General features: G+C 62.5%; 12 protein-coding genes. 3 read left to right on the top strand and 9 right to left on the bottom strand.

Annotated features, from left to right (window positions below):
- Positions 1-21 precede the first annotated feature (21 nt).
- Together ACZ89F_RS06805 and ACZ89F_RS06800 are read right to left on the bottom strand one after the other, a co-directional pair.
- Positions 22-804: a 3-ketoacyl-ACP reductase gene (locus tag ACZ89F_RS06805; RefSeq protein WP_476090985.1), complete on the bottom strand. Its 783-nt coding sequence runs from the start codon at positions 802-804 to the stop codon at positions 22-24.
- Positions 801-1,946, bottom strand: coding sequence for an acyl-CoA dehydrogenase family protein (locus tag ACZ89F_RS06800; protein WP_476090984.1), 1,146 nt, complete (start codon positions 1,944-1,946; stop codon positions 801-803). Before ACZ89F_RS06800 ends, ACZ89F_RS06805 begins: the two co-directional genes overlap by 4 nt.
- A gap of 164 nt (positions 1,947-2,110) precedes the next feature.
- On the opposite strand from ACZ89F_RS06800, the gene ACZ89F_RS06795 reads away from it, so the two are divergent.
- The gene (locus tag ACZ89F_RS06795) at positions 2,111-3,127 is read left to right on the top strand and encodes an aldo/keto reductase (protein ID WP_476090983.1); all 1,017 of its coding nucleotides are present in this window, start codon (positions 2,111-2,113) and stop codon (positions 3,125-3,127) included.
- Positions 3,124-3,594, top strand: coding sequence for a MaoC family dehydratase (locus ACZ89F_RS06790; RefSeq protein WP_476090982.1), 471 nt, complete (start codon positions 3,124-3,126; stop codon positions 3,592-3,594). Before ACZ89F_RS06795 ends, ACZ89F_RS06790 begins: the two co-directional genes overlap by 4 nt.
- A 21-nt stretch (positions 3,595-3,615) precedes the next feature.
- On the opposite strand, the gene ACZ89F_RS06785 is transcribed toward ACZ89F_RS06790, so the two are convergent.
- Genes ACZ89F_RS06785 through ACZ89F_RS06775 form a run of 3 tightly spaced genes read right to left on the bottom strand, consistent with a single transcriptional unit; the run spans position 3,616 to position 6,342 of the window.
- A complete protein-coding gene (locus tag ACZ89F_RS06785) occupies positions 3,616-3,927 on the bottom strand; it encodes a Dabb family protein (protein WP_476090981.1) in 312 nt (103 codons plus the stop codon).
- A 52-nt stretch (positions 3,928-3,979) separates the two neighbouring features.
- A complete protein-coding gene (locus ACZ89F_RS06780) occupies positions 3,980-4,750 on the bottom strand; it encodes an enoyl-CoA hydratase/isomerase family protein (RefSeq protein WP_476097229.1) in 771 nt (256 codons plus the stop codon).
- Positions 4,750-6,342 (bottom strand): acyl CoA:acetate/3-ketoacid CoA transferase, encoded by a 1,593-nt coding sequence (locus ACZ89F_RS06775; protein ID WP_476090980.1) that lies wholly within the window; start codon positions 6,340-6,342, stop codon positions 4,750-4,752. Before ACZ89F_RS06775 ends, ACZ89F_RS06780 begins: the two co-directional genes overlap by 1 nt.
- Before the next feature lie 209 nt (positions 6,343-6,551).
- Here ACZ89F_RS06775 and ACZ89F_RS06770 point away from each other — a divergent pair, with 209 nt between their 5' ends.
- Complete coding sequence (locus tag ACZ89F_RS06770) at positions 6,552-7,370, top strand: aldo/keto reductase (protein ID WP_476090979.1); 819 nt, start codon at positions 6,552-6,554, stop codon at positions 7,368-7,370.
- A gap of 77 nt (positions 7,371-7,447) precedes the next feature.
- Here the strand turns inward: ACZ89F_RS06770 and ACZ89F_RS06765 are convergent, their stop codons facing one another.
- From ACZ89F_RS06765 to ACZ89F_RS06750, 4 genes are all read right to left on the bottom strand, one after another.
- Positions 7,448-9,049, bottom strand: coding sequence for a GMC family oxidoreductase (locus tag ACZ89F_RS06765; protein WP_476090978.1), 1,602 nt, complete (start codon positions 9,047-9,049; stop codon positions 7,448-7,450).
- Positions 9,046-10,545, bottom strand: a complete 1,500-nt coding sequence (locus tag ACZ89F_RS06760; protein WP_476090977.1) for an aldehyde dehydrogenase family protein — start codon at positions 10,543-10,545, stop codon at positions 9,046-9,048. Before ACZ89F_RS06760 ends, ACZ89F_RS06765 begins: the two co-directional genes overlap by 4 nt.
- A 90-nt stretch (positions 10,546-10,635) precedes the next feature.
- On the bottom strand, positions 10,636-11,664 hold the full coding sequence (locus ACZ89F_RS06755; RefSeq protein WP_476090976.1) for a zinc-dependent alcohol dehydrogenase: 1,029 nt from the start codon (positions 11,662-11,664) through the stop codon (positions 10,636-10,638).
- 8 nt (positions 11,665-11,672) lie between these two features.
- Complete coding sequence (locus ACZ89F_RS06750; protein WP_476090975.1) at positions 11,673-12,617, bottom strand: ABC transporter permease; 945 nt, start codon at positions 12,615-12,617, stop codon at positions 11,673-11,675.
- Positions 12,618-12,631 lie beyond the last annotated feature (14 nt).

The following is a 12,631-nucleotide window of genomic DNA, read 5'->3' as shown; positions in this document are numbered from 1 at the left end:
GTCTCACAGGGGCTCGGGAGCTCAGAAACGTGGCACCAGCATCCCGGCATCTGCCGAGATGACATGACCGGTCGTATAGGGTAGCGCGCCCGACGCCAGGGTTGCCATGATGCGACCGACATCCTGCGGCTGCCCGAGCCTGCGGATCAGGGTCAGGCCTTCCTCATCGATCCGCCGCTGATAGGTCTGCGAGACGGGTCTGGTCATCGCCGTCTCGATCAAACCCGGTTGGATGTCGTAAACCGCAATGTTCTCCCGCCCGAGACGCACGGCCAACACCTTGCTGATCATGGCGGAAGCGGCCTTGGAGATGCAGTACTCGGCGCGCGGCTCGGCCACCGCGGAGGCGTTGGACGACGAGACGTTGATGAGGCTGTAGAAACGGCCATCGTCGCGCGGGCGCGTCAGCAACCGCCGGGCCCAACGCTGGCCGAGGAAGAACTGCGCCTTGGCGTTTACCGTTTGGCAGCGGTCATAACTCGCTTCCGAAACATCAAGCGGATCGCCGCGATCCATCACCGACACGCCGGCATTGTTGATCAACGTCGACAGCGGGCCGATCGCATTTTCGGCCTGGTCGAGGAGCGTATCATGCGATGAAAGATCGCCGACATCACTGGCTATCCGGATCACAGGAACACCAGTCGCGGCGACCGTCGCCTCGGCCTCGCGCAATTCGTCGTCGTCGGTCGGGCCGTTAAGCGCGATGGCGAATCCGATGCTGGCCAGCTCAAGCGCGGCGGCAAGCCCGATGCCGCGGCTCGAACCGGTGATCAGGGCAGCATGGCGCGGCGCTGCACTCATCCCCGTGCCCCGTGCTTCAGCAGTTCACGCGCGATGATCATGCGCTGAATCTGATTGGTGCCTTCGTATATCTGCGTGATCTTGGCGTCGCGATAGAGCCGCTCGACTTCGAAACCGCGGATATAGCCGGAGCCACCGAAGACCTGCACTGCGTCCGCGGTGCGGGCGACGGCCATGTCGCCGGCGAAGCATTTCGCAATCGAGCAGGCCTTGGTCGCGTTCTCGCCGGCGTCGATCTTGGCGGCCGCGCTTTGCACCAGAAGGCGCGCCGCCTCGATGTCCTTGGCCATGTCGGCCAAAAGCCACTGGACACCTTGAAACTCGGCGATGGCCTTGCCGAATTGTCTGCGCTGCTGGGCATAGTCGACGGCCGCTTCCAATCCGGCCTGCCCGATGCCCACGGCAAGCGAAGCAATGCCGACGCGCCCCTTGTCAAGCACGCTCATCATCATGTGGAAGCCTTTGCCCTCCTCGCCGAGCAGGGCCTCTTCACCGAGCATGACATCGGCGAAATTGAGCGCGCCGACCTGGCTGGCGCGCTGGCCCATCTTGTGCTCCTTCGGACCGCGCTCGACGCCCTTGGCATGCAGGTCGACGATGAAGATGCTCATGCCACGATGCCCGGCGGTTTTGTCGGTGCGGGCCAGCACGAACCCGACATCGGCGACTGGCGCGTTGTGGATCCAGATTTTTCCACCGTTCAGCCGCCAGCCGCTTCCGTCACGCGTTGCCGTGGTGCGGATGCCGGAGACGTCGGTGCCGGCTTCCGGTTCAGTGATGCAGTAAGCAACCTTGATTTCGGCACGCATCATCGAACCTAGCCATTGCTCGCGCTGAGACGGCGTGCCGTGGCGCACCAACAGCGTGCTGATCAGTTCGATCAGGCCGCACTGGTCCGCGACCGAGGCGTAGCCCCGCGACAGCTCCTCCATCACCAGCGCGTAGGTGAGCGTATCGAAACCGGGACCACCCATCTCCTCGGGAACGCCGACGCCGAACAGACCGAGCGCGCCCATCTGCTCGTAGATTTCCACTGGGAATCGCTCGTCGCGATCAAGGGCCTCGGCCGCCGGCCTGATGACATCGTCGGCAAACTGGCGAGCCATGTCCCGCACTTGGCGCTGAGTGTCTGTGATAAGCATCGCGTCCATCATTTTGTAACTATCTAGTTACTCCTAACGCGGATGCGGCTTCCCCGTCAAGCGCGGAAAATCGAAGCGGCCGGTCGACCCGTGTAACTGCCGCTTGCCCAGCGTGAGAAGTTACGATAAAAATAACCAGATGGTTACTAATGGGAGGAAATTGGATGCAACCTTCAGACAGGCGCAGGTTCGGCCGGGTCGGTCTCGATGTCACGACTTTCGCCTTCGGCACCGCGCCGATCGGGAACTTTCTCAGGGAAATCGACGAAACCACGGCCGATGTCATGGTCCAGCATGCCTGGAACGCCGGCGTCCGATTTTACGACACCGCCCCCATGTACGGTCATGGACTTTCAGAACTGCGCGTCGGCCATTCACTGCGCTGGAAGAACCGTTCGGATTTCGTACTCGCGTCGAAGGTCGGACGTGTGCTGAAGGCGAAGAAGCGATCCGAGATCGACTTCTCGCCATGGACGAATGCTGCGGCCAACGAGATGATCTTCGACTATAGCTATGATGGGACGATGCGGTCGTTCGAGGATTCGCTTCAGCGCCTGGGGCTGGAGCACATCGATATGCTATTCATCCATGACATCGATCGCTTTACGCGTGGCGACGCCCAGCCCGAAGTGTTCAGGCAAGCAATGGACGGCTGCTGGCGCGCGCTGGAAAAACTGCGCTCGGAAGGCCTGGTCAAGGCGATCGGCGTTGGGGTCAACGAGTGGGAGGTTTGCCTCGAAGCGCTCAGGCAACGCGACTTCGACTGCTTCCTGCTGGCAGGGCGGTATACGCTCCTGGAGCAGGATGCGCTCAACGAGTTCCTGCCGCTTTGCGAGGAGCGCAATGTCGCGGTGATCGTTGGCGGCGGCTTCAACTCCGGCATCCTGGCCACAGGCGCGGTCGACGGCGCCAAGTATAATTACGCACCGGCGCCCTTGGCGGTCATGGACAAGGTCGCCAGGATCGAGGCCGTCTGCCGTGACCACAACGTGCCCCTCCCCGCGGCCGCGCTGCAATTCGTGGTGGCCCACCCCGCCATTCCCTCCTTCTGCGCCGGCACACGAACGGTGGAGCAGCTGTCCCAGAACCTCACATGGTTCAGCCATCCGATCCCGACCGAGTTCTGGGCCGACCTGAAGCAGCGCAAGCTGATCCGGGAGGATGCCCCGGTGCCGGCATGACGGCCGAGAACGCGCCGGGCCGCCAGCTCACAGCGCAAGGCCTGTCCTATGGGGAGATCGCCGTCGGCGATTGGTTCGAGACCGGTGCCGTGGCCGTCACAGAGCAGATGATCGACACTTTCGCCGAGCTGACAGGCGATCGTTTCGAAATCCATATGAGCACGGCAGGCGCGGAACGCCATGGCTTCCAGGCCCGCGTCGCGCATGGATTGCTGGTGCTGTCGCTGGTGGACGGATTGAAGAACCAGGCACAGGTCGGGTTTCGGGCAATCGCTTCGCTGGGCTGGGACTGGACGTTCGTGACGCCTGTCCTTGCCGGCGATGAGATCCGCGCGCGCATTGTCGTTGCCAACAAACGGGAGACCCGGAATGCGGCGCGCGGGATCCTCACCCTGCGCTTCGCCGTCACCAACCAACGCGGCGAAACGGTGCAGTCCGGAGAGAACAAACTGATGATCTATCACTAGATCAGTCGAGTTGTGTCTCGTCTAGAACCGAAGATCGACCACCGTCACGCCATCAATGCCGCCTTCGGTATGAGCCACGATCCGCGCACCGACCTCCTGGTGCTTTTGATCGCGAAGATAGTCATCACGCGCATTCTCATCCGCGAAGTCGACCCAGAATGCGTCATGGTTGCCGCGGATCAGGTCCGTTTCCACGCTGACATTCGATCCGCCATGAAAGGCGATAATGCCCGACAGATGGTCCCGCAAGCGATCCAGTTCCTCATAGAGCCCGGATTTGGTTTCGGCGCTCACATCGGCACGAAACCGCAGCAGCACAAAATGGCGGATCATCGGAACCTCTCCCTCATCATATGGCATTTGCCGGCCGGCAGATTGACGGCCTTCAGAAGCGCGCAGGCCGTTTTTCGCGGAAGGCAGCTAGCCCCTCCTGGAGATCCTTCGATCGCGCCGCCGCAATGCCGGCAAGCGCTTCGAGAACACGTTCTGATTCCTCGCCTTCGGCCGCGTTGACAAGCATCTTTGTCAGCTCGGTCGCAAGCGGCGCGCGACCGCAGACTTGCGTGGCGATCTGCCGTGCCCTGGCCATTCCCGCGCCGCTCTGCGCGATATGATCGACGATGCCGAGGCCAAGTGCCTGTCCGGCGTCGAAGACCTCGCCGAACAGTGCCATCCGCCGCACCAGTTGCGCGCCGAAACGGCGCGCCGCGCGCTGTGTGCCCGACCAACCCGGAATAATGCCGAGCCCGGTTTCCGGCAGAGCGATCCTGACATGCTGCTCGGCAATCCGGAGGTCCGCGCAAGCTGCCAATTCCAGTCCGCCGCCGAACACATCCCCGTTGAGGACGGCGATCACCGGCTGCCGAAGCCGGGCAACGGCCGCGAAGGCATCATGCCCTTCGCGCAGCCAGAAGCGGCCGAAATCCTCCGGCGCCTGACCGCTCCAGGCCTGGATATCACCACCTGCCGAGAAGGCCCTGTTGCCCGCGCCGGTCAGGATCACGACCCTGACCGCCGCACTGTGCTCGATGGTCCTGCAGACCATCGCAAGCCCGTCGATCATCGCCGCATTCAGCGCGTTGCGCTTTTCGGCACGGTCGAGTGTCACGACCGCGACCTGCCCGTCGATCTCAAGGCCGATCCGGTTTTCCGGCATCATTCGGCAGCCACGGCGGGGCGAAAATGGCCGTCCATACGGTCGGGCATGAAAAGATGTCCCGACATCGGGCGAATGGTGTCGGCAACCGCTAACGGAAACGCCGCCTGGCCAAGAATGTCCCGGTTCAGATCAATTCCGGGCGCGATCTCGGTCACCGTGACCTTGCCATCGATGAGCCGAAGCACGCAGCGCTCGGTGACATAGGTCACATCCTGTCCCTGCGCCGTTGCACGCTTGCCGGAAAAGGACACCTGCTCGACGCTGGGCACCAGCTTGGCCACCTTGCCCTCCTTGTCGATGGAGAGCTTTCCGTTGCTGACTGAGAGTTTCGCCCCCGCGTTGAAGTACCCGGAAAAGACAATCTTCTTCGCCCGCGCGGTGATGTCAACGAAGCCGCCAGCGCCGGCGGTGACGTGCGGCCGCGCCGACAGTTTCGAGACGTTGACCGATCCGTCGGCACCGATCTGCAGGAAGGAGAGCAAGGACGCGTCGAAGCCCGCCGCCTGAAAATAGGTGAACTGGTGCGGTGAGGCGACGAACGCCTCCGCATTTGCCGAGCAGCCGAACTTGAAATCGAGCAACGGAATACCGCCGACCGCGCCCTGCTCGATCACCCACGTCACGTCGCCATGGCGGCCCTCCTCAAGGAAGATACGCGGCACGTTGGCCGAAATGCCGAAGCCGATGTTGACGACCCATCCCCGTTGCAGCTCCATCGCGACCCGGCGCGCCATCGTCTTGGCCGCATCGAAGGCTGGCAGCCGAAAGGTATCGAGCGGCCTGAACAATTCGCCGGAGATGGCCGGATCGTAAGCCGTTGCAGTGGTCTGCATCTGCTCGGGATCCTCGACGATCATATCGATCAGAACGCCCGGCACGCGCACGTCATGCGGGCGCAGCGTGCCGGCCTGGGCGACGTGCTTGACCTGGGCGATCACCACCCCGCCGCAATTGTGCGCAGCAAGCGCAAGCTCCATCGCGCCGAGATAGGCGCCCTCATGCTCGAATGTCAGGTTGCCGCGCTCGTCGGCGGTCGTGGCACGAATAATCGCCACATCCGGCTTGATCGACGGGAAATACAGCCACTCATCGCCCTCGAACTCGATCTTGCGCACGATTGGCCGTGCCCGTGCGCGTGCGTTCATGGCGCAACCGTCCAGGCTGGGATCGACGAATGTTTCGAGGCCGACCTTGGTGATGACGCCCGGGCGATGTCCGGCCGCTTCACGCAGGATGTCGAAGATGATGCCGCTTGGGACGTTGTAGGCAGCGATCCGGTCTTCGCCGAGCATCTGCCAGATCAGCGGCGGCTCGGACGAGGACGGTCCCGACGGGTAGGACCCACCGATGATGGTGTCGATCATGCCATCCTGCGCCAGATGGTCGATACCTTTGGTGCCGAACATGTCGCCGGCTGCGATCGGGTGGACCATAGTCAGCCCGGCCGGATGGCGCTCATCACGATAGCGCTCACCAAGCGCCTTCAGGACCAGATCGGGACAGCATAGCCCGCTCGACGAATTGACCGCGACAATCGCGCCGTCCTTGACTGCCCTTGCCGCGTCCGCCGCGCTGGTAACCTTGGACATGAAGTAGCCCGCCTACATCGAGTAAAGTAACTGTTTAGTTATTACCACGCCTCTGAATTTGGTCAAGACCGATCGACGACGGTCGTGCGTGGGCGCCAAAAAATCACTTCGGGATCGGCGGCCGGCGATCTTGCCAATGGTGTGCAAGGTGATATAAGTAACTATTCAGTTATTTACTGAGAGCAACCGACGACGCTGGAGGTAAAGTCGTGAACATCTTTTTTCAGAAGACGCACCAGAGGGCTTTCGGCACGTTTCCGCTACGCCATGACGCCTGCATGGCCGCGATTGCGGTCGCGCTGGACGTCGGCTATCGGGCATTCGACACCGCGCAGATGTACGGCAACGAGGCCGAGGTCGGAGAAGGCCTCGCGCAGGCCGATGTGCCGCGCCAGGATCTTTGCATCACTACAAAGGTCCATCCCGACAACTACGCTGAAGCGCTCTTCCTGGCCTCCGTCGAAAAGAGCTTGAAGGATCTGCGGCTGGACTATGTCGACGCGCTGCTTCTGCACTGGCCGCCGCTCGATGGTGACATTGCGTCACCCCTGAGGCTGCTTCAGAGCGCGCACGACAAGGGCCTGGCACGCCATATCGGCCTGTCGAATTTCACTGCCGGCATGATGCGCGATGCGCGCGCCATCCTCGACGGCCCGATCGTCACCAACCAGGTCGAGTTCCACCCGCTTCTCAACCAGGACATCCTGCTTCGGGCGGCTAACGAGACCGGCATTCCGCTGTCGTCATTCACCTCCGTTGCCCGCGGCGAAGTCTTCAAATATCCGCAGTTCGCTGAAATCGGCAAAGCCTATGGCAAATCCGCCGGTCAGGTGGTGCTGCGCTGGATCCTGCAGAAAGGTGTTTCGGTGAACACCATGTCGACCAAGCCCGAGAATATCCGGGCGAATTTCGACATCATGGATTTCACGCTTTCCAGTGTCGACATGGCGCGCATCGATGCGCTCACCCATACGAACAAACGCATAATAGGCTCCGATTTGGTGCCGTGGGCACCCGACTGGGATTAACAGGGCAGCCAAGCCCCGGAACGTAGACGACAGGGCGCGCCAGCCTGCACGGCTGCGCCCTGTCGGGAGAATTCCGGCTACCTGTTGCCGCGGATGAGGTCTGCTGCCCTTTCGCCGATCATGATCGTCGCGGCATTTGTGTTCGAGCCGACAAGGCTGGGCATGACCGACGAATCGCAGATGCGGATGTTCTCCAGCCCCCGCACTCGAAGTTTCGGGTCCACCACTGCCATGGCATCGACGCCCATCTTGCAAGTGCAGGTCGGATGGTAGGAGGTACGGCCATAGCGGCGCGCATAGTCTTCGTAATCCTTCTGCGTCCTGACGTCCTCGCCCGGCAAATGCAGGCGCTGGATGTATCTTTGCAGGGAAGGCTGCTGAAAGATTTCGCGGCTGATGCGCACCCCTTCCGCCGAGATTTTCAGATCGGCGGGATCGGCAAGAAAATTCGGATCGACGACCGGCTTGTCGGCGGGATCGGACGAGCGCAACCTGACAGTGCCGCGGCTCTTCGGCCGCAGCGTATAGGAATTGAGCGTGATGCCAGAGCCGGACGGGACGCTCGGAACGCCCTCCTCTGCGCCGGCACCGGCCAGGAAATGAAACTGAAGGTCAGGAATGGCGGACGACTGGTCGCCATACCAGAACGCGCCGCCTTCGACGACATTTGACGTCACCGGGCCGCTCTTGAACAGTTTGTACTGGAGGCCAGCCCAGACCATCCAGTGAAGCTTGTTGTACTTGTCGAGGCTGGTAGGGCCCTTCAGCTCGGCAACGATATCAACACCGTAGTGGTCAGTAAGGTTCTCACCGACGCCCGGCAGGTCATGGACGACCTCGATGCCGTGCTGTTTCAGATGCGCCGCGGGCCCAACGCCGGACAGCATCATGATCTTTGGCGAACCGATCGCGCCGGCGGTAACCAGCACTTCGCTGTCGGCACGCGCAACACGCATCTCGCCGGCACGGCGATACGCCACGCCGATGGCTCGAACTCCCTCGAAAAGGATGCGGTCGACCAGGCATCCGGTTTCGACGGTCAAATTGGGGCGGCTCTGGGCCGGCCTGAGATAGCCGACGGCTGCGGAACAGCGCCGTGCGTTCCTGGTGGTCGTCTGGTAGATGCCCGCTCCTTCCTGAGCCTTGCCGTTGAAATCGGGATTGTAGGGCATGCCGAATTCCTGGCACGCTTGCACGAATGCACGGGTCGTCGGCTGCGGGTCAGGGATGTTCGAAACGCCGAGCGGACCATCCGTGCCGTGCATCTCTCCCGAAAACATGGTGTTGCCTTCCGAGCGCAGGAAATAGGGCTGCACGTCGGCGAAGGACCAAGCCTCGGCTCCCTCGTCGCGCGCCCAGCGGTCGTAATCGGCGGGATGACCACGCGTATAGACCTCGGCGTTGATAGACGATCCGCCGCCGATCACCTTGGCCTGGGCATAGGGAATCTCGCGCTGGTTGGCATGCCTCTGCGGCGCGGTCTTCAATCCCCAGGTCAAAGGGCCGGAGGTCATCTTGGCAAAGCCGACAGGCATGTGAATGTAAGGGTTGCTGTCGCGGCCGCCGGCTTCGAGCAGAAGCACGCGCACATCCGCATTTTCCGACAGGCGTGCGGCGAGCACGCAGCCCGCCGAGCCGCCGCCAACGATGACGAAATCGTATCCGCGTTCGCTTGTCACGACACCCAAGGCTCACGCTTGCCGAGTTCGATATGGACGGACTTGATCTGGGTGTATTCCTCGACACCGTATATGCCGGCCTCGCGCCCCCAGCCTGACTGCTTGAAGCCGCCCAGCGGCAGTTCCGGTCCGCCGGCAAGCGTTGTGTTGATCCAGAAGCGTCCGGCGCGCACGCGCCGCGCCACCGTCAGCGCCTTGTCTATGTTCTTGCTCCACACGCTGGCCGCCAGCCCATAGATGGTGTCGTTGGCGATGGCGATCGCCTCCTCGACCGTATCGAACGGCATGATGCTTAGCACTGGCCCGAAGATCTCGTCGCGCGCGATCGCCATGTTGCCGGTCACGTCGCCGAACAGGGTCGGTGCGATGTAGTGGCCATGGCCGAAGTCGAGTTGATCGCCGCCGCAGACCAGTCTTGCGCCCTCCGCCCTGCCCTTGGCGATATAGGTCATGATGGTGTCGTTCTGCGCGGCCGTGGTGATGGCGCCGACCTGCGTCGCTGGATCAAGCGGGTCGCCGACCTTTACCTTGGCGAACTTCGCCGCGACCATCTCTTCGAACGCGCGCGCCACCGAGCGCTCGACGATCAGCCGACTGCCGCTAACACAGCACTGACCGGTGTTGAAGCCTATCCCGAAGGCGACACCGTCGGCAGCGTCCTCGAGATCAGCGTCGGCAAAGACGATCTGCGGATTCTTGCCGCCGAGTTCCAGGCCGAGCTTCTTGAAATTTCCGGTGGCCGCCTGGACGCAGCGCCGGCCAACGGAGGTCGAGCCGGTGAAGGACAGCATATCGATATCCATATGCTCCGTCATCGCCTGGCCGATCGTGCTGCCCGACCCGGTCACCACATTGTAGCAGCCCGCTGGCAGGCCGGCTTCCGCCAGCACTTCGGCGAGGATCAGCGTCGTTGCCGAAGTCACTTCGGACGGCTTGGCGACGATTGTACAGCCAGCTGCGAGAATGAACGGCACGCGCTCGCACAGGATGAGGAAGGGAAAATTCCAGGGCGTGATGAGACCAACGACCCCGATTGGCTCCCGCGTGACGAGCCCGAACAGGCGATCGCCAAGATTGTTGAAAGCGTCGCCATGCAGTGCACGGGCTGCGCCGGCCGCGTATTCGAAGATCCCGGCACAGCCATCGACCTCGGCACGGGCCTGGCTGATCGGTTTGCCATTCTCCAGCGTTTCCCAAAGCGCAATCTCCTCGGCACGCCGGCGGATGATCTGCGCGGCCCGTAGCAGCACGCTCGCCCGTTCGACCGAGGGGATGCGCGACCAGCGCCCGTCCTCGAAGGCCCGCCGCGCTGCGGCAACCGCCAGGTCGAGATCATCCCTGGTGCATTTCGGGATGCGGGTGACCGCAACGCCGTGCCCCGGACTGTGCCGCTCGAAATACGGACGTGCGCCAGCCTCAACGATCTTGCCGTCGACAAAGAAACCGAACGTCCGTGGATCGGACGGCAGCAAGAAATTGGCGGGTTGATGATCCATGGTTTTCTCCTCCGGCCGTCGCCGCGACAGCACTATAAGTAACTATTCGGTTATTCCAAGTACCACTGCTCGCTGGGTTCCTGGGCTTGCTCAGATTGCGATCTGTGTCTTGAGAACACCCGGCCGGTCCTTCAGCGTCTCAAACGCCTCCTGAATCGCGGCGAGTTCGTAGGTAGTATTCACGAAGGGGGCGACATCGAACCGGCCATGCAGCAGCAGGGTCAGCGCGTCGTGCATATCCTCTCCCATGCCCGCGACCGATCCCTTGACCGAATTTTCCTTGAGCACGGTGTCGAGCAGCGCGAGCGGAATGCTGTCACCAGGACCGGTTATGCCGAATGCGGCGACATGACCGCCGGGCCGGATCAGGTCAAAGGCTTGAGCGTAGAGCTGCGGCAGGCCGACGCTTTCAATGACGATGTCGGCACCGCGGCCGCCGGTCATGGCGAGCACGGTGCCCTTGACCCGCGAGGGATCGCTCACAACCGCGTCGGCGCCTGCCAGCCCGGCGAGCCGAGCACGCTCTGGAGAAAGTTCAACCACGATGATGGGCGCCGCCCCGACCAGTCGCATCATCTGGATATGAAGATTGCCGATTGGCCCCGCGCCAAGAACGACGACGGATTGGCCAAATCGCACCTCGGCCTTGCGCGCGGCCCGCACGACGCAGGCGACCGGCTCGGTCAACGCCAGCATGGGCGGCGCGGCGTCGTCGGGCGCCGGAATGACCAGACGACCCGGAATCGAGACATATTGCGCGAATGCACCGTCGCGCGAGATGCCGACCTGCCGAACTTCGGCGCAGTTGAGCACCTCATTCCTGCGGCAGTAGTAGCATCCGCCGCAGCCGATATTGATGTCGGCCACCACCCGTTGCCCGAGGACGAATGGGCCCGCCTTTTCGCCCATCCGGCTGATCGTGCCTGTGAATTCATGGCCGGGGACGATGGGCAGCCGTTCGACGGCATAGTGGCCATTGAACATGTGGATATCAGTGCCGCAGATCCCACAGCGATCAACCTTGATGAGGACGTCATCGGGTCCGCAAACCGGGACGGGCAATTCCTTGATCTCGAAGCGCCGCGGCGCAACCAGGACCGCCGCCGTCATCGTTTCCATGGCCGGGCCTACTTCACGATACGCATTTTAGAACGGTCGATCGTCAGCGCGATCGCAACGATCAGCACGATGCCGAAGACGATCTGCTGACTTGTCGCCGGCACGCCGAAATACAGCATGCTGGCGCGCACGACCGCCACGATCAGCACACCGACCAAGGTGTTCAGCACGCCGCCAACGCCGCCGGTCAGCGGCGTACCGCCGACCAGGACGGCGACGATCGCCGGCAGCAGAAAGCCTTCGGCAAGCGTCGGCGAACCGCCGGAAAGCTTGACGGAGAAGAGCAGCCCGGCAATCGCGGCGAGCATGCCGGAGAAGGCAAAAGCCAGGATCTTGTAGCGCTCGACCTTCAGGCCGGAAGCGACGGCGGCAGGCTCGCCGGCGCCGATAGCCTTCAAAGCGCGCCCTGTCGTGGTGCGGTTTTGCAGGAACCAGGCAAGCACGACCAGGACCAGGGCCAGGATCAGTTCATGCGGCACGCCGCTCCACCCGCTGCCGACCATCCAACCGAAGGCACGGTCGCGTTCGCCGGCATCCATGTAAAGCGCGCGCTGGCTGGAAGCATATTGCCCGACGGATAGCGCCAGGCCCCCCACCGCAAGCGTGGCAATGAAGGACGGCACTTTGAGCCGTGTCGTCACGAAGCCGGAAAGGGCACCGAACACCAACCCTGCCAGGATGACGAGCACACCGCTGAACACGCCGAACATCGGCAGCGATATGGTCGCAAGCACAGTGGTCATGTTCGCCACTGACTGGGCGGAAAGATCGATGCCACCGATATAGATGACGAGCGTCATGCCAAGCGCCATGATAAACAGCGGTACGATGTCTCCGGCGAGCTCGATCAGATTTTGCGGCCGCAGGAAACTCGGGTGGATGGTGCCGACGATGAGCACCAGAACCACCAGCGTGATCCATGGAAAGTGTCGCTTGAGCCGACCAAATGACATTGCGCGCTCCTGGA

The organism is Mesorhizobium sp. USDA 3734 (assembly GCF_056279665.1).
This window is presented reverse-complemented; position numbering and strand designations above follow the sequence as displayed.

Coding starts and splice junctions, on each gene's coding strand:
- ACZ89F_RS06750 (WP_476090975.1), bottom strand. CDS start 12,617: ATGTCATTTGGTCGGCTCAAGCGACACTTTCCATGGATCACGCTGGTG.
- ACZ89F_RS06755 (WP_476090976.1), bottom strand. CDS start 11,664: ATGGAAACGATGACGGCGGCGGTCCTGGTTGCGCCGCGGCGCTTCGAG.
- ACZ89F_RS06775 (WP_476090980.1), bottom strand. CDS start 6,342: ATGTCCAAGGTTACCAGCGCGGCGGACGCGGCAAGGGCAGTCAAGGAC.
- ACZ89F_RS06780 (WP_476097229.1), bottom strand. CDS start 4,750: ATGCCGGAAAACCGGATCGGCCTTGAGATCGACGGGCAGGTCGCGGTC.
- ACZ89F_RS06785 (WP_476090981.1), bottom strand. CDS start 3,927: ATGATCCGCCATTTTGTGCTGCTGCGGTTTCGTGCCGATGTGAGCGCC.
- ACZ89F_RS06805 (WP_476090985.1), bottom strand. CDS start 804: ATGAGTGCAGCGCCGCGCCATGCTGCCCTGATCACCGGTTCGAGCCGC.
- ACZ89F_RS06790 (WP_476090982.1), top strand. CDS start 3,124: ATGACGGCCGAGAACGCGCCGGGCCGCCAGCTCACAGCGCAAGGCCTG.
- ACZ89F_RS06795 (WP_476090983.1), top strand. CDS start 2,111: ATGCAACCTTCAGACAGGCGCAGGTTCGGCCGGGTCGGTCTCGATGTC.
- ACZ89F_RS06800 (WP_476090984.1), bottom strand. CDS start 1,946: ATGCTTATCACAGACACTCAGCGCCAAGTGCGGGACATGGCTCGCCAG.
- ACZ89F_RS06760 (WP_476090977.1), bottom strand. CDS start 10,545: ATGGATCATCAACCCGCCAATTTCTTGCTGCCGTCCGATCCACGGACG.